Below are 16,916 nucleotides of genomic sequence, written 5' to 3'. Positions count from 1 at the left end.
TTTACAAAGTTATATCTTTAGGTTCAAGCGGTCTGATAAAATATAAAAAGGAAATAAAAGAATATAAAATACTTATCCTCGCATATCTTTATTCTGTAATTTGATGTTGCGATTTATCCAAAAGCAACGAAAAACGATATTGCCTCGGTGTGCAGAAATGCAAAAATATGATGAAATGATGCCAATTTCAGGTATTATGAGGCTTTTAACGTGTTTTGATGCTTGCGGTTTCTGTAGTTGTTTTTTTATTGTTATTTTTGTGAGAAGATATTTGTTTTATTTTGTCTATTTATTTTATCCGATGTTCAAAAAACGTTTGTGCCTGTCCCTGTTATTCTCTCTTGTTATCCACCTTGGTGTGTTTTCCGTTAATCGTAATTACTTGGTTGGTGACGGTTTGTCATATAATAGTGTCTGGAGTTTGCACTTCGATTCCAAGGGATTTCTTTGGATAGGAACCAAGGATGGACTAAACAGATTTGACGGGCGTGACTTTAAAGTGTATCAGCGACAGCTTGATGATGACAGCTCTCTTGGTAATAATTTTGTACGCGATATAGAGGAAACTTCTGACGGAAGGTTGCTTATAGGTACCAACAATGGTCTCTATTTGTTTAATAGAAAGATGGATTCGTTTGTACCTGTCGTGTTGGATATGACTGCTGCCAATCAGCCTGTTATCAATAGCATCCTTGAGGATTACGCAGGCAGTATATGGGTGGGCACCCATGGTAAGGGACTCTATAGACTTGATGACAAACTGCGGGTAGTGGAGCATTTCGTAAAGAAAAGTAAGACCTGTGGGTTGCCCTCGGATTTCATTTGGACGATGAACATCGACAGTCATAACAACCTTTGGTTGGGCACGGCAGGCTCCGGAATATGCTTGTGGAATGCACATACACGAAGTTTCAATAGTTTCTCTTCATGGAAAGGTCTCACTCTGATTGGTCAGACGGTTTACAGCATTCTGCCGGACAAAGATGGCACACTCTGGATTGGAACAGCCAGTTCAGGGCTGATACACTTTTCGCCGGCAAGCAATACCATTACACGTTGTTTGGGGACACACCAAAATATAAGGTCGATAACCGATTACGGAAACAATGAACTTATAATGGGTTCTGAACACGGACTGATTGTCATAGACCGGAGCACGTGTAAGCAGCGTCACCTGCAAGGAATGGAGGGCTATGAGCAAAACTACAACGCAATATTTGAACTTGTGTGCGACAAGCATGGAGGCATTTGGACAGGTACTTATTTCAACGGGCTGAACTATCTGCAACCAAACCCCGGAAACGGCGTGGCTCAGGTGAAGATAGGGCGTAACTCTCTTTCAAGGTCTGCTATAAGCAGCATTACGGAAAGTCCGGATGGCAAGATGCTCATTTCTACTCACAATAGCAATGTTATCTATGAGTATGATACAATGAGTAAGAGTGTGAGTGATTTTCATAAGCTTGCCACCGAGAATGTGCAGGACATGATGTTCTATAACAACAGTCTCATTGTAGGCACGTCGGGGCACGGTGTTGATGTGCTGGAATATCCACGGTTTGTGCAGTGCGGACACATCGAACATAAACTGGCGGAGGGGAGGTCTATATTCACCCTGAGCAATGGAGATATTATTCTGATGCGGGAGCAGGGCGGTGCTGTCTATTGCCCTTTGCAGGGAAAGGAGGTTGTGCTCGACAAACTTGGATATTATCATCTTAGTGCTATTGTACAGGACAAGCAGGGTAATATCTGGTTCTCGACTTTTAACAATGGTCTTTTTATCTGGAACAAGAACGGCAAATGGGCGGTTGAGAAAAACCTGAGATATGGTAATCGAAATGTGTCGTTGAGCAACCTGACCTGTATGACCATATTGGGCAACGAATTATGGATATGTACAGAGGATAAGGGCATACTGGTGATGGATATTGCCAGTCATGAAATACTTAGAACCATCGATGCGTCAAATGGACTATATTCTAATGTGGTGTATTCTATTTGTACGGATAGGAAAGGTAATGTGTGGGCAACAACTAAGGATAATATAGTATGTATGGAGTCCGGTACAGGCAATATTAGATTCATGGGACGTCAGGGCAAGGAAACACCGTCCAACCTGCACCGTGCCTATGAGTCGCGCGATGGTAAACTCTACTTCGGAGGTACGAATGGCTTCTTTGTAGTAGACCCCGCGCAGGCAATGGCTGCTGATGATGAAGGTGCGAACATTATGCTTACCGGACTGTGTGTTAACTCGGTTATGGTTAAACCCGGCTCTGAAGACAATGTGCTCTCGGAGTCGATAGAGAGTGTTAAGCAGATTGTGCTCGATGATGGCATGAGCAATTTCTCAATATCGTTTGCACTGCTTGACTATGCGTCTCCGGAAGAGAATATTTATCGCTATCGACTTGACGGAGTTGATGCCGGCTGGGTCTATTCGCGCAATAATTATGCTTCGTACATTAATCTGCCTTCCGGCAGGTACTTGTTTCATGTTAGCGGAAGTAATGGTAACGGACGATGGAGCGAGGAGAAAACAGTTGAGATCATCATCAAGCCGCCTTTCATGTTCAGTCCTTTCATGCTCGTGCTCTACGTCATAGCCCTGATAATATTTGCCGTCATGGGGGTACGCATATATAAAGCTCAGATGCGCAGGCAACAGACAGAACGGCAGAAAGAGTTTGAGATTGTGCATGAAAGGGAAATGTACGAGCAGAAGATAAATTTCTTTACCAATATTGCCCACGAGATACGCACACCGCTCTCGCTTATTGCCGGTCCGTTGGAAGCTATACTGCGTGACAATAATTTGTCGGACGAGCACCATTATCTTGAGACCATTCAGCGAAATACCAACCGTCTGTTCTTGCTTGTCAACCAGTTGCTGGACTTCAGGAAGATTGAGAACGATATGTTTCAGCTCAACATACGCTACCAGAAGATAGACGGGGTGCTGCAACGTGTCTATGAGCAGTATGCACCTGAGGCTGAAGCTAATGGAATAGAACTGTCGCTCATAGTTAGAAACAAAGATGCACTTGGATATATCGATGCCGAGGCGTTGTATAAGATAGTCAGCAATTTGCTGTCGAATGCCTTAAAGTTCTGCAACAAGACAGTTCGCGTCGTCATGGAAGTTCATGATGGCAGGATGTTGGTGACCGTCACTGACGATGGAAAAGGTATAAAGACAGAGCATCATAAGAACTTGTTCCAGCCTTTCTATCAGGTGAATGAGTCGAGTGACCGTAATCGCGGCACGGGATTGGGCCTCTCGTTATCACGCTCGCTGGCAATAAAGATGAACGGACAATTGAGAATTGATGAGACATATTCTGCCGGCGCGCGTTTCATACTCGAGTTGCCGGCAATGTCTGACATAGTGTTGACAACAGAGACGAATGTTCCGGATCAGACGGATTTTCATGGCAGTGCAGACAAACAGAAACCTTGCATACTCGTGGTAGAGGATAACGATGATTTGTCCGAGTTCATTTCGTCAGCACTTTCGCGCGACTATATGGTCATCACTGCCGAGAACGGCAGGCGTGGTATTGAGGCTGTGACCGACAACGATGTGGATATAATCATCTCCGATGTCATGATGCCTGTCATGGATGGATTGGAACTGTGTCAGCAACTCAAGAATAGTCAGGAACATTCGCACCTCCCTATCATTCTGCTTTCGGCTAAGACCGACCTTGAGACCAAGGTAAAGGGACTAAAGGGTGGCGCCGATGTGTATCTTGAGAAACCGTTCAGTGTCGAGCAACTTACAGCTCAGATAGAATCCATTCTGCTCAAGCGTCGGCAACTGCATAAGCGAATCATGAATGCGCCGCTCGATTACTATAAACGTAGCACGACAAATGCTGACGACAGTTCGCAGTTCCTTAAACAACTGACCGGCATAATACTTGAACGCATGTCCGACCGTGACTTTAATGTTGATATGCTTGTAAAGGAATTTGCTACCAATCGCAGTGATTTCCAGAAAAAGGTGAAGAAGGTTACAGGGCTTACTCCTAACGACTACATCAAACTGATCCGCATGAACCGCAGTGCCGAGTTGCTCGCTACAGGCAAGTATCGCATCAACGAAGTGTGTGCCATCGTAGGTTTCAACTCGCCAAGCTACTTCTCGAAATGCTTCCATGAACAGTTTGGCAAGCTCCCTAAAGACTTTATCACTTGATGCTTTTTAAGAAAGTTCGTAATATTTCTGATAAATATTTGCGCGGTTCACAAAAAACACTAACTTTGCAGGAAATTATTATACGGGGGATTAGCTCAGTTGGCTAGAGCGCTTGCATGGCATGCAAGAGGTCATCGGTTCGAGCCCGATATTCTCCACCTGTAATATCCTTTCGTGTGCTTTGTTCTTTTAGCCGATGCCTCACGTGTTCTTTTTTGTCGGCAAATGTTTTTGTTGTCGTACTTTATTCATAAATCCTTGAAAACATGTGTTTTGCTTCTTTCCAATAAGCCCCGTTTCATTCTGCAATATGCCGTCTTTTACGTTCCAATATGCCACCTTTCAGGTTGTAAAAGGTCATCTCTTGGAAAGGAATGAAGTATTAATTACTTTGTAACAGAGTATTAATTACCGTGTAATCTAAATTGTTTTTACTATTCTTGCAGTATTATTTTTTGTATATATCCGATGAAAATATTAATAATGTTATGCCGATCAACAAAAAAGTTGCAAATAATTTTGCTTATTATAAAAAAAGATGTACCTTTGCACTCGCTTTTAAAACATAATGATCCGTTAGCTCAGCTGGTAGAGCACAACACTTTTAATGTTGGGGTCTTGGGTTCGAGCCCCAAACGGATCACTGAAGGGTCATCTTTGGACGATCCTTTTTCGTGTCCGTAAGCGATAGAAGTACAACATTTGGCAATTTAGCAACAGTTTTTCTCAATTTGCCGGCTTTGTAGAGTCTGTCAATATAAACTTTCCCATTCCCTCTCTATGATCTACTGTATAACATACAGCATCGCATATCATAGGGGCAAGTTGCCATTTATCAATCAAACGAGTTTTTTCGTTAAGTATTATATCTGGATTATCTTCTGCAAATATCATGTACTGTGAACGCTTGCGAGGATCATCCATAATAAAAACAGCACTGTTGCTATGGTGTTCCGCGGTTTTGGACTTACTACACCATTTTGCACCCTCCAACACAATTGCTCCTATACTTTATACGTATGGATAATTCTCTATCTATAATGCGTGGGCGATATTTATTAATCGTAAATATTTGAATTTATGATGCAAAGATAGCTTATTTCAGTTTTACTACCCAATTTGGCGATATTTGATAGGTGAAGATGAAGGTGACATAAACCCAAAATGCAATGAATAATGTCTTTATCTGTTTTGAACGTCGGAAACAAGGAAATGTATTGCAGACATGTCACTGATCCGGATTTTCCACAAATCCCCGGTATTTCTCCGGCAGTGCCGACATTATCGTCTCATAGCTCTTGTCCATGGTGGTCTTTATGTTCTCCAAGCCCTGCGTCTTAGGATATATGGGTTTGTGTATGGTGAGCGTCATAGGATGCCATGAAACCCAGTGCCAGTCCTTTGTGCGCGGCATGATGTCGAACGCGCCGTTTATCGTTATCGGCACAACGGGCAAACTAAGCTCGTCGGCAAGCATGAAGGCGCCACGCTTGAACTCGCCCATGTGCCCCGTAAACGTGCGCGCACCCTCGGGAAATACCACAAGGCTCATGCCGTCTTTCAGCGTGGCGCGTGCCTTGTCGTATGTCTCCTTTACCTTCTTGGGACCGCGCCTGTCCACGAATATGTGGTGTGCCTTCTCACAGGCAAAGCCCACAAACGGCATTTTGCGCAGCTGGTGTTTCATCATCCACTTGAAGTTGCGGCACAGGTGACCGTATATCAGGAATATGTCGAACATGCCCTGATGATTGCTCACTATCACGTATGACTCGCCTTTTCTGATGTTTTCGCGCCCGGTGACTTTTACCGGTATGAACAGGATCTTAAGTATTATGTTGCCCCACCACTTTCCGGGGTAGTAGCCCCAGAAGTGACCGTTGCCGACAGTGCATCCTATGCCGACGGTAAGTGATATGAATACTGTCCATACGGCGATGAGCGGCAGTGCCACAAACAACTGGTAGATGCGGTATATGAGTTTCATTGGGAGCTTTGTTTTTTTATTGTTATGTTCATTCTTTCATACAATGATGTATACAAATACGGTACTGCTGTCGTAACCCTATGAGTTAGCTGTCATAACCCTATGGGTTATACATCGTAACCCTATGGGTTTTTATTCCGGATGTATGCGGCTGCGTCATGCGTTATTGTTCCTTGATTTTCGGATAGTGCCTTGTCCAGCCGTCCCAGCGCAGACGCATCACCCCGAAGAACGCCTCGCCGAAGATGCCGCCGCTCATCTTTGACACTCCCTCGCGGCGGTTTACGAAGATAACGGGCACCTCTTTTATCCTGAAGCCCGTCTTGTAGGCGGTGAACTTCATCTCTATCTGGAAGGCGTAGCCCTTGAACCTTATCTTGTCCAGCTCTATCGTCTCGAGCACGCGGCGTTTGTAGCACTTGAAACCCGCCGTGGTGTCGTGTACCTTGAAGCCGGTAACGATCCTCACGTACTGCGATGCGAAATAACTCATGAGCACTCTGCCCATGGGCCAGTTCACCACGTTCACGCCGCTTACGTATCTCGAGCCTATCGCCACGTCGTATCCTTCGTCGTGACATGCGGCGTAGAGCCGCGGCAGGTCGGCGGGGTCGTGGCTGAAGTCGGCATCCATCTCAAAGATGTATTCGTAGTCTCTGTCGAGCGCCCATTTAAATCCTGCGATGTAGGCTGTGCCCAACCCCTGTTTTCCGCTGCGCTCCATGATGAACAGCCGGTCGGTGAATTCCTCGTTCATCAGCCGGTGCACCTTGGCAGCGGTGCCGTCGGGCGAACCGTCGTCTATTACAAGTATGTGGAAACACTTTTCCAGTGAGAAAACACTGCGTATTATTTTCTCTATGTTCTCGATCTCATTGTATGTCGGGATGATGACGATGCTGTCGCTTCCGTTCATGTTCGTTTTGTTTTACGGTGTGTAATGTATAGATGTGTGCAAATGTAGTAATTTATATTCAAATGCACCTTACTTTATAACTTTATTTTGTATTTTTGCACCTGCTTTTACAAGCCCTTTTTCCCGTTGGATGCGGGCGTTTGATGCTGCGCCGTCATTGTTGTTTTCATACCCGATTGTAAAAAATGGATATACACGAAATATTACGTCTTTATGCCTCGTCATCCCGTGTGGTGGCGCTTCGCTCGGCTTTGTGCGACACTTCGTTGCGCACGGTGTCGTTGCAGGGACTTGTGGCGTCGGCGGCTCCGGTGGTGTTTGCCTCGGTTGCCGGCGGAGGCGTACCGCCATGTCTTTTTATAATGAACGATGCCGACGAGGCAGGATATTTCTATCACGACCTTACACGCATGCTCGGCAATGACAGCGTGTTGTTCTTTCCTTCGTCATACCGCCGAAGGGTGAAATATGGACAGCGCGATGCCGCCAACTGCATATTGCGCACCGAGGTGCTCGGACGGCTGTCGTCGTATGGCACGGGACAGCCCTTGTACATCGTCACCCATTCCGAGGCTCTGAGCGAACTTGTGGTGTCGCGCGGCAGACTGGACGAGAGGATGATGAAACTTGCGGTGGGACAAACGGCAGACATAGCCGTGCTTGCACGCGAGTTGCGCGGACTGGGCTTTGCCGAGACCGACTATGTCTACGAGCCGGGGCAGTTTGCCGTGCGCGGCAGCATATTCGACGTCTATTCATACAGCAGCGAATATCCTTTCCGCATCGACTTCTTCGGCGACGAGATAGACTCCATACGCACGTTCGAGGTGCAGAGCCAGTTGTCCAAGGACCGTCGCGAAGCCATCGAGATAGTTCCCGAACTTGCTTCTTTTGCCGGTGACAAAGTGCCGTTTCTCGAGTTTCTTCCCGACGATGCGCTGCTGGTGACGAAAGACGCCGCCTTTGTGCGCGACGTGATAGAGCGCATATATCGCGAGGGCTTTTCTTCGCAGGCAATGACAGAGCGTCTTGAAGGCGCCACGGAAATGGAGCAGCAGACGATAATGCGTGAGATGAAGGCGGAGAACATGCTTGTGGGCGGCACGGCATTCGACAGTGCGTCAGCCCGTTTCCGCCACGTCAGCCTCGGAAGCACGGCAGATGACGCGGCGGATGCCGTGTTGAAGTTCTCGACAGAGGCACAGCCGCTGTTCCATAAGAACTTCGAACTGCTCACCAGGGCTTTCGAAGACTATACGTCGAGGGGATACCGTATGTATGTGCTTGCCGACAGCCGCAAGCAGAACCAGCGCCTGCGCGACATTTTCGACGAGCGTGCAGCAACGGCGGACGGCGGTGACGGCAGACGTCGCATTGCCGACGACAGTCCGTCGCGCATAGACTTCACCCCCGTGGACAATGCCTTGCATGCCGGTTTTGTGGACAACGACATGTGCATGTGCCTGTTTACCGATCATCAGATATTCGACCGTTTCCATAAATACAGCCTGCGTTCCGATGCGGCACGCAGCGGAAAAATGGCGCTGACGATGAAAGAACTTCAGGAAATGGAGCCGGGCGACTATATCGTGCACGTAGACTTCGGCATAGGAAAGTTTGCCGGACTGGTGCGTGTGCCCGTAGGCAACAGCTATCAGGAGATGATACGCATAGTATATCAGCACAACGACAAGGTGGATGTGAGCATACATTCGCTTTACAAGATATCCAAATACAAGCGGCGCGACAGCGAGACGCCGCCGCGGCTGAGTACTCTGGGCACCGGAGCATGGGACAGGCTGAAGGAGAAGACAAAGAAGAGAATAAAGGATATTGCACGCGACCTTATAAAACTATATGCCGCACGTCGACACGAGAAAGGATTTGCATACAGTGCGGACACGTTCATGCAGCACGAACTGGAAGCGGGTTTTCTCTATGAGGACACTCCCGACCAGCTTAAGGCAACCAACGATGTCAAGGCTGACATGGAGAGTCGCCGCCCGATGGACCGTCTTGTGTGCGGCGACGTGGGCTTCGGCAAGACCGAGGTGGCGGTGCGTGCGGCATTCAAGGCGGCATGCGACTCAAAGCAGGTGGCGGTGCTCGTGCCGACAACGGTGCTTGCATATCAGCACTATCAGACATTTTCCGGACGGCTGAAAAACTTCCCCGTGCGTGTGGAATATCTGTCGCGTGCTCGCAGTGCAAAGAAAACAAGGGAGGTGCTTGCCGATCTTGAGTCAGGGCGCATAGACATCATAATCGGTACGCACAAACTCATCGGCAAGGCGGTGAAGTTCAAAGACCTCGGACTGCTCATAATAGACGAGGAACAGAAGTTCGGTGTGGCAACGAAAGAGAAACTCAGGAAGATGAAGACCAATGTCGACACTCTCACCATGAGCGCCACGCCGATACCCCGAACGCTGCAGTTCTCGCTTATGGGCGCACGCGACATGAGCATCATACAGACGCCTCCGCCCAACCGTTATCCCATATGCACCGAGGTGCACACGTTTGACAAGAGTGTGATATGCGATGCCATAAACTTTGAGATGAGCCGCAACGGACAGGTGTTTTTTGTCAACGACCGTATAAGCCGTCTGCCCGAGCTGGCGGCACTTATAAACAAATATATTCCCGATGCGCGTGTTGCCATAGGTCACGGGCAGATGAAACCCGAAGAACTTGAAAAGGTGATAATGGGATTTATAAACTACGACTACGATGTGCTCATCTCAACGACAATAGTCGAGAACGGCGTGGACATAAGCAATGCCAATACCATAATAATAAACGATGCCCACCGTTTCGGACTGTCCGCCCTTCATCAGATGCGCGGCAGGGTAGGGCGCAGCAACAAGAAGGCTTTTTGTTATCTGCTGTCACCACCTAAAGCAGGGCTTACACAGGAGGCGCGCCGCCGTCTCGAGGCTCTTGAGACGTTCTCCGAACTTGGCTGCGGTTTCAACCTGTCCATGCAGGACCTCGACATACGCGGTGCCGGCAACCTTCTCGGAGCGGAACAGAGTGGTTTTATGGAAGATCTGGGATATGAGACGTATCAGAAGATACTGAACCAGGCAGTGACGGAACTTAGAAACGATGAATTCGGCGACATGTACGGCGAGGAGATTGAAGGCGGAAGACAACTCTCCGGCAATGATTTTGTGGAAGACTGTGCCATTGAGAGCGACCTGGAGATGTACTTCCCCGACAATTATGTGCCGGGAAGCAGCGAGCGCATGATGCTGTACCGTGAGCTTGAGAACATATCGAACGATGAAGAGCTTGAAAAGTTCAAGCAGGACATGAACGACCGTTTCGGTGAAATGCCGCACGAGGGACTTGAACTTCTCAATATAGTGCCGCTGCGCAGACTGGGAAGACACCTAGGCTGTGAGAAGATCATACTGAAACAGGGGCGCATGCAGATGCAGTTTGTGTCGAACGCCATGAGCCCGTATTACAAAAGCCGTGTTTTCGGCGATGTAATAAACTATGTCGCCGCCAATACACGTCGTTGCAGCCTTAAGGAGATTAAGGGAAAAAGGTCCATGGTGGTTTCCAATGTGGAAACCGTTGGGCAGGCTGTGGAGGTTCTACGGAATATAAGTAATTAATAATTTACAATTTACAATTTATAATTGGGGCGCAGCAAGTTTGGAAACAACGTTCGGCGACCGTAGGGAAAGCCAATTGTTCTCGCTGCGCGTTAATTATAAATTATTCATTATTAATTATAAATTATTATTTCTCCATTGTGCGAAGTGTCTGCGCCTTGCAGGATATGTAAGGTCGTGCCCGTGGGCGTATGCTTCTTTCTCAAATGATATTTCCATATATGCCTCGTGGCTGTTGCGGTGACGTGCGAATCGCAACAGCCATTCGGCTATGTATATGATATAAAAAGGAACGAACAGCAGTTCGCGTTGCTGCAGCGTATGTATGCGTTCATGGTTCATGACATGGATGTCTATCCATCCGGTGTCTCGCGCGAGCAACAGTCCGAACAGGTTGACACATATATCCTTGGGAACTAATCTGCACTTTATAACCTTCAAACAATTTATAATTAATAATTTATAATTGGCTTTCCCTACGGCCGCCGAACTTTGTTTCGTCACTCGTAATTCCAAATTCTTAATTCTTAACTCTTAATTTCTCAGACTTCCGGTATATCCTTGGTAAACCTCGTTATGTCTTCGTCTGAAACCTTGAAGTTGATAAGGTCGCCGTTAAGATATTGGCTGTACGACGGCATGTCGATGAGACCGTGTCCGCTGAGATTGAATAGTATTACCTTTTCCTCACCGCTCTCCTTGCACTTTTCGGCCTCGCGTATGGCTGCCGCTATGGCGTGACAGCTTTCGGGGGCGGGGACAATGCCTTCGGTACGTGCGAATATCATGCCGGCATCGAACGACTCCAACTGCGGAATGTCAACGCCGTGCATCATGTTGTCTTTAAGCAGTTGCGACACTATTACGCCCGCGCCGTGATAGCGCAGTCCGCCGGCATGTATGTTTGCCGGTCTGAATTCGTGTCCGAGTGTGAACATAGGCAGCAGCGGTGTGTATCCCGCCTCGTCGCCGAAGTCGTATTTGAACACTCCGCGTGTAAGTTTCGGACAGCTTTCCGGTTCGGCTGCGATAAACTCCGTTGTTTTTCCTTCCAGTATGTTGTGGCGCATGAACGGGAATGCGATACCACCGAAGTTAGACCCTCCGCCGAAACATCCTATAACGATGTCCGGATATTCTCCCGCCATTTCCATCTGTTTCTCGGCTTCCAGTCCGATGACGGTCTGATGCAGCGTTACGTGGTTCAGCACAGAGCCAAGAGTGTATTTGCAGTTAGGTGTTGTCGTTGCCAGCTCTATCGCCTCGGATATGGCAGTGCCCAGCGAGCCTTGGTGCGACGGGTCGCGCGTGATGATGTCCTTGCCCGCACGTGTGGACATCGACGGCGACCCTGTGACCTGTGCTCCGAACGTGCGCATCAGTATACTGCGGTAGGGCTTCTGGTTGAGTGTTATCTTAACCTGATAAACGGCAGCTTCCAGTCCGAAGGTCTTTGCGGCATAGCTCAACGCCGTTCCCCACTGCCCGGCACCTGTCTCTGTCGTTACGTTTGTGACGCCTTCCCTCTTGCAGTAGTAACACTGCGGTATGGCTGAGTTTATCTTGTGACTGCCCAGCGGAGTGGCGCTCTCGTTCTTAAAGTAGATGTGTGCAGGGGTGTCAAGGGCTTTTTCGAGGGCGTATGCACGCACAAGCGGTGTGGAGCGATAATATCTGTAACGCTCCTGCACCTCATCGGGTATGTCTATCCACGCATGTTCCTGGTCCATTTCCTGACGGCAACACTCCTCGCAGAATATGGGGTACATGTCTTCCGCCTTAAGCGGTTTTCTTGTTGCAGGATTCAGTGGCGGCATGGGTTTGTTTACCATGTCCGCCTGTATGTTATACCATTGTGTGGGAAGTTCGTTTTCCTGTAGTATGAATTTCTTTTGTTTTATCATTTTTGAGTGACGAATTTGGAATTACGAATTACGAATTGTTCTCGCTGCGCTGTAATTATAAATTATAAATTACCAATTCTTAATTATTCAAAAATCTTTCCGCCTCTATCGCCGCCTTGCATCCGCTTCCCGCTGCTGTTATTGCCTGACGGTAACGTGGGTCGGCAACGTCGCCTGCGGCGAACACTCCCGGTATGTTTGTAAGCGGTGTGCCCGGAACGGTCTTTATGTATCCCGTCTCGTCGGTGTCGAGCCACTCGCTGAACACTCCGGAGTTGGGCGTGTGACCTATGGCAAGGAAGAAACCGTCAATCTTTATTTCCACCTCAGCCTCGTCGGCCTCGCCCTTGCGGCGTATCAGACGGGCACCCTCCACGCCGTTCTCGCCGAACAGTCCCAACGTGTTGTGCTCGAACAATATCTCTATGTTCTCCTTTTCCTTTACGCGTTTCTGCATTACGTCCGACGCGCGCAGGAAAGGCTTGCGTACGATCATATACACTTTCTCTGCAAGTTCGGACAGATACAGTGCATCTTCACATGCTGTGTCGCCGCCGCCAACCACGGCAACGGTCTTTTTGCGGTAGAAGAAACCGTCGCATGTGGCACATGCCGATACGCCCATGCCGTTGTATTTCTTCTCGTCTTCCAGTCCGAGATACTTGGCAGACGCACCTGTGGCTATTATCACCGTGTCTGCCTCTATTTCTTTGCCGCTGTCGGTGGTCAGCACGTATGGCGCCTTGCTCAGGTCGGCCTTTACGATAACCCCGTCACGCAGGTCAACTCCGAACGCCTCTGCCTGCTGACGCATCTCCATCATCATCTGGTTTCCGTCCACTCCATTGGGATATCCGGGGAAGTTCTCCACCGTTGTGGTCTGTGTGAGCTGCCCTCCGGGTTGCATGCCGCAGTATTCAACGGGTTGCAGGTTTGCGCGCGACGCATATATTGCCGCCGTATATCCGGCGGGACCGCTGCCCACGATGAGGCAGCGCACGTGTTCTCTCTGTTCCATTTTTTTTGTTGATTGTAGGTTTTAGCTTCTATAGGCTCTATAGCATCTATAGCATCTATAGCAACTATAGTCTATAGTCTCTATAGCTCTTCCAGGAGCTCTTCTATCCTCTTTGCAATGTTCTCTATCTTCTCCGTAGGCTCGAAACGTGCTACCACCTGTCCTTTCTTGTTGATGAGAAACTTGGTGAAGTTCCACTTTATGCTCGGTTTCTCTTTATAGTCGGGATCCTCTTTCGACAGTATGTCGTCAAGCACCGGTGCTATAGGGTGTGACATGTCCCAGCCGGCAAATCCCTTCTGACTTGTAAGGAACTTGTAAAGCGGGTCGGCATCATCACCGTTCACCTTCAGTTTCTTGAAACGCGGGAACTGTGTGCCGTATGTCAGCTTGCAGAAGCTGTGTATCGACTCGTCGGTGCCGGGAGCCTGCTGCCCGAACTGGTTGCACGGAAAGTCGAGAATGTCGAAACCGCGACTGTGATATGTCTCATAAAGTTTTTCCAGTTCTTCATACTGCGGTGTGAACCCGCATTTCGTGGCTGTGTTTACAATCAGCACAACCTCGTTGGCAAAAGCCCTCAGAGATATGGGGCTGCCTTTTCTGTCCTTTACCGTGTAGTCGTAAATAGTTTTCATATCATCATTTGTTAATATGGTTGTTTTTAATATGTTTTATGCTGCTATATCAAATCCGTTATTTCTTACAAAGGTATAAGAAAATTATCATTTATCATTGCAAACCATTACTTTATTATGTTTTGTTAGGTTTTTTGAGGTTTTAAGGTGAAAATTGTTTTAGATTGTGAGAGCACAGGGAACAAGGCTGATGCAGTCGTTTTATTGTTATATTTTTCATTCTTCATCTCAAAACCTCAAAAACTGAAACCTTAAACTTAATATACATAGGAAAATCCCTACCAAACAATATGGATTTTACATTTTCTGGTTAAACAGAAAAACGTTACTTTTGCAACAGGAAATAACAATAACAAATAAACACATGATGATTATGAAAAAGATTACACGTTTTTGTACGTTTATGCTTGTGGCTCTCCTGTCGTTCACGTTTGTAAGTTGTGACGAGGATGACGAGATAGCATACACGCTTGAAGGGACTTGGAGGGGCAACATGTATGTATCCTGTGCTTATGACGGATACGAATATCAGTCCACCTATTCGGAAATCTGTTTCCTGCGCGACCCGTACACCTATTCGTCGGGAAACGGATATTGGGTAGACCACTACAGCCGTGCGCCGTGGGACTATATTGCCAACCATATAGACTGGCAGGTAAGTAACGGTGTCATAAGGGTGTGGTTCCGGGAAGAAGGAAGTTATGTAGAAATACACGACTACAGCTTGAGTGACAGATATTTCTCCGGAACCATATATGATGGTGATAACAATGTCGATTTCCGTCTGACACATGTGTCTTCGCCCAATTGGAACGATTATGAGTGGGGCTGGGATTGGTACGGAGCAAAGCAGAATGCAAAGATGAAGTCAAAGGGCGTTTCGTTCAAGGACGGTGACAGACCGGTACGCAAATTCCATAAACCTATGCTTTAGACACCGTAAAGCTATGCTTTATGCACCGTAACCCATAGGGTTATTGTGTAATTTATAATTGATAATGGATAATTGATAATGACCATATACTTTCATTATCAATTATCCATTATCAATTATAAATTATTTCAGCCCCCACACACTCGTATTGTACGAGCTTTCAACCCTGTTTTCAATGTCGTCGGGCAAGTTGCAGAAGAAGTCTATGTCCGTGCGGCGTTCCAGCTCGTCTATGCTTATTGCAAACTGTCTGAGGCTTTCGTTACCCCTGTCCCTGTTCTCGTTCTCCGCCCAGAAGGCTATGGCACGGTACTGTCCTTTGATCTTGAGAAGCAGCGCCATGTAGAAATACTTTGGGACAATGAGCTTTCCCTGTATACGTGTCAGTATGTTCTCTTCGCTGTCTATTGTTCCGCCCTTGCATACAAACAGGGTATCTCCCTTTGCCGTAGGCGTCCACTTGCGCACTCTCGCCTCCATTTCCGCCCAAAGCTTGGCGTTGAACTTGTTGTACTGAGGCTGCATGTTTGTCATGTAGAACGTCTGATAGTTCGCCTCCTTTGAATATTGGCGGTCGGCAGACGGGCATATGTGTCCGTGGTCAAATCTTGCGCCATTGAAATAGGAACCATAGAAATAATCTTCTTCCCAACGTTCCGATGCAGGCAGGTTGGGGTCGTATGGATACTGGCGTTCATTAGGATGATTCCCCGGATTTGTTTGAGGATCATACCTTCCCGCATTGCCACTCCAACCCTGGTACATCTGATAGCACGACCAGCGTTGCGACTTCTTGTCCGCATCCCATTCCACACAGTAGTTTATCCCGTATTTGTCGCCTGTGCGGTATACCAGTATCCGGTTTCTTCCGCCTTTTACACGCGGAAACTCGAGACGTGTCACGGCGTTTGTCGTCGTCACGGTGTTCTTGTTCACGTTTGCACTCGGCGTGTCGGGTGTGCCGCCGCTGCCTTCGTCATCATCGTCACCTCCGCCACATGACACCACGGTGAGTGCCATGAAGAGAATGTACAGTAAAAATCTTAGTTCTTTCATTGTTTTTCAGAGTCAGATGTTTGTATTAAAGACAAAAACAAAGTGTGTCCTTGCGAATATGCAACTACGCAGGAACACACTTCCTTTTCTTTGTTCTCGAATATATATGTATATATATTATTTCTTCGCAGCTTTTCCGTAGCGGCTCATGAACTTGTCCACACGACCTGCCGTGTCCACGAGCTTGCTCTTGCCTGTATAGAACGGGTGAGAGGTGCTTGAGATTTCAATCTTCACTACAGGATAAGTCTCTCCTTCAAATTCTACTGTATCGTTTGTCTTGCATGTAGACTTTGTAAGGAACATATCGCCGTTGGACATATCCTTGAATACGACGGGGCGATAGTTTTCTGGATGAATACCTTTTTTCATTTTGTTGTTATATTGATATTGTTAATTAAAATCTTGTCGTGATAACACTTTACGGGCTGCAAAGGTAATAATAAATATTATATAATCCAAATATTTATTCTTTTTTCGTACAGATGCGATGTCTTGAGATATGTCGGTAGTTTCAACTGGCAAGTGCAAAATTAATGATTTGTTTGAAGAATTCTTCTTTCGGGGTTGAGAAATTTAGTTTCTTTCTCGGTCTGAGGTTCAATTTCTTTCCCACTTTCTTGATATAGTTGT

11 protein-coding genes, 2 tRNA genes and 1 pseudogene are annotated in these 16,916 nt (G+C 47.3%); 5 read left to right on the top strand and 9 right to left on the bottom strand.

Features of this window, described 5'->3' with window-relative positions:
• Positions 1–103 precede the first annotated feature (103 nt).
• The 3 genes from HPS54_RS10670 to HPS54_RS10660 all read left to right on the top strand — a co-directional run bounded on the left by HPS54_RS10670 (position 104) and on the right by HPS54_RS10660 (position 4,847).
• Positions 104–4,204, top strand: coding sequence for a hybrid sensor histidine kinase/response regulator transcription factor (locus HPS54_RS10670; protein WP_352230697.1), 4,101 nt, complete (start codon positions 104–106; stop codon positions 4,202–4,204).
• An 84-nt stretch (positions 4,205–4,288) separates the two neighbouring features.
• Positions 4,289–4,362, top strand: a tRNA-Ala gene (locus HPS54_RS10665).
• Between the two features lie 412 nt (positions 4,363–4,774).
• Positions 4,775–4,847, top strand: a tRNA-Lys gene (locus HPS54_RS10660).
• Between the two features lie 585 nt (positions 4,848–5,432).
• On the opposite strand, the gene HPS54_RS10655 is transcribed toward HPS54_RS10660, so the two are convergent.
• On the bottom strand, positions 5,433–6,191 hold the full coding sequence (locus tag HPS54_RS10655; protein ID WP_172345437.1) for a lysophospholipid acyltransferase family protein: 759 nt from the start codon (positions 6,189–6,191) through the stop codon (positions 5,433–5,435).
• Positions 6,192–6,354: 163 nt separating this feature from the next.
• Entirely contained in the window at positions 6,355–7,107 is a 753-nt protein-coding gene (locus tag HPS54_RS10650) for a polyprenol monophosphomannose synthase (protein ID WP_172345436.1), read from the bottom strand.
• Between the two features lie 185 nt (positions 7,108–7,292).
• On the opposite strand from HPS54_RS10650, the gene mfd reads away from it, so the two are divergent.
• Positions 7,293–10,733 carry a transcription-repair coupling factor gene (gene mfd / locus HPS54_RS10645; RefSeq protein ID WP_172345435.1) on the top strand — a complete coding sequence of 1,147 codons (3,441 nt, stop codon included), beginning with the start codon at positions 7,293–7,295 and terminating at the stop codon, positions 10,731–10,733.
• Positions 10,734–10,850: 117 nt separating this feature from the next.
• On the opposite strand, the gene HPS54_RS10640 is transcribed toward mfd, so the two are convergent.
• The 4 genes from HPS54_RS10640 to HPS54_RS10625 all read right to left on the bottom strand — a co-directional run bounded on the left by HPS54_RS10640 (position 10,851) and on the right by HPS54_RS10625 (position 14,293).
• Complete coding sequence (locus HPS54_RS10640) at positions 10,851–11,174, bottom strand: hypothetical protein (RefSeq protein WP_172345434.1); 324 nt, start codon at positions 11,172–11,174, stop codon at positions 10,851–10,853.
• Between the two features lie 101 nt (positions 11,175–11,275).
• The gene (locus tag HPS54_RS10635) at positions 11,276–12,637 is read right to left on the bottom strand and encodes a TrpB-like pyridoxal phosphate-dependent enzyme (RefSeq protein ID WP_172345433.1); all 1,362 of its coding nucleotides are present in this window, start codon (positions 12,635–12,637) and stop codon (positions 11,276–11,278) included.
• A 79-nt stretch (positions 12,638–12,716) separates the two neighbouring features.
• Positions 12,717–13,655 carry a thioredoxin-disulfide reductase gene (gene trxB / locus HPS54_RS10630; protein ID WP_172345432.1) on the bottom strand — a complete coding sequence of 313 codons (939 nt, stop codon included), beginning with the start codon at positions 13,653–13,655 and terminating at the stop codon, positions 12,717–12,719.
• An 80-nt stretch (positions 13,656–13,735) separates the two neighbouring features.
• Positions 13,736–14,293, bottom strand: coding sequence for a glutathione peroxidase (locus tag HPS54_RS10625; protein WP_172345431.1), 558 nt, complete (start codon positions 14,291–14,293; stop codon positions 13,736–13,738).
• Between the two features lie 373 nt (positions 14,294–14,666).
• Between HPS54_RS10625 and HPS54_RS10620 the strand changes: the two genes are divergently transcribed.
• The gene (locus HPS54_RS10620; protein ID WP_216653073.1) at positions 14,667–15,227 is read left to right on the top strand and encodes a hepatitis A virus cellular receptor 1; all 561 of its coding nucleotides are present in this window, start codon (positions 14,667–14,669) and stop codon (positions 15,225–15,227) included.
• A 123-nt stretch (positions 15,228–15,350) separates the two neighbouring features.
• Here HPS54_RS10620 and HPS54_RS10615 read toward each other — a convergent pair whose 3' ends face one another.
• The 3 genes and pseudogenes from HPS54_RS10615 to HPS54_RS13135 all read right to left on the bottom strand — a co-directional run.
• On the bottom strand, positions 15,351–16,283 hold the full coding sequence (locus HPS54_RS10615) for a DNA/RNA non-specific endonuclease (protein WP_172345430.1): 933 nt from the start codon (positions 16,281–16,283) through the stop codon (positions 15,351–15,353).
• Between the two features lie 117 nt (positions 16,284–16,400).
• On the bottom strand, positions 16,401–16,655 hold the full coding sequence (locus HPS54_RS10610; RefSeq protein WP_172345429.1) for a type B 50S ribosomal protein L31: 255 nt from the start codon (positions 16,653–16,655) through the stop codon (positions 16,401–16,403).
• A 142-nt stretch (positions 16,656–16,797) separates the two neighbouring features.
• Positions 16,798–16,916, bottom strand: a pseudogene (locus HPS54_RS13135) (IS30 family transposase); the annotation flags it as partial.

The organism is Xylanibacter caecicola (assembly GCF_013166515.1).
GTDB classification, from domain to species: Bacteria; Bacteroidota; Bacteroidia; order Bacteroidales; family Bacteroidaceae; genus Prevotella; species Prevotella caecicola.
This window is presented reverse-complemented; position numbering and strand designations above follow the sequence as displayed.

Bases quoted from the DNA above. Each gene is read 5' to 3' on its own strand.
- HPS54_RS10670 (WP_352230697.1), top strand. From the start codon at position 104: ATGTTGCGATTTATCCAAAAGCAACGAAAAACGATATTGCCTCGGTGT.
- HPS54_RS10655 (WP_172345437.1), bottom strand. From the start codon at position 6,191: ATGAAACTCATATACCGCATCTACCAGTTGTTTGTGGCACTGCCGCTC.
- HPS54_RS10650 (WP_172345436.1), bottom strand. From the start codon at position 7,107: ATGAACGGAAGCGACAGCATCGTCATCATCCCGACATACAATGAGATC.
- mfd (WP_172345435.1), top strand. From the start codon at position 7,293: ATGGATATACACGAAATATTACGTCTTTATGCCTCGTCATCCCGTGTG.
- HPS54_RS10635 (WP_172345433.1), bottom strand. From the start codon at position 12,637: ATGATAAAACAAAAGAAATTCATACTACAGGAAAACGAACTTCCCACA.
- trxB (WP_172345432.1), bottom strand. From the start codon at position 13,655: ATGGAACAGAGAGAACACGTGCGCTGCCTCATCGTGGGCAGCGGTCCC.
- HPS54_RS10625 (WP_172345431.1), bottom strand. From the start codon at position 14,293: ATGAAAACTATTTACGACTACACGGTAAAGGACAGAAAAGGCAGCCCC.
- HPS54_RS10620 (WP_216653073.1), top strand. From the start codon at position 14,667: ATGAAAAAGATTACACGTTTTTGTACGTTTATGCTTGTGGCTCTCCTG.
- HPS54_RS10615 (WP_172345430.1), bottom strand. From the start codon at position 16,283: ATGAAAGAACTAAGATTTTTACTGTACATTCTCTTCATGGCACTCACC.
- HPS54_RS10610 (WP_172345429.1), bottom strand. From the start codon at position 16,655: ATGAAAAAAGGTATTCATCCAGAAAACTATCGCCCCGTCGTATTCAAG.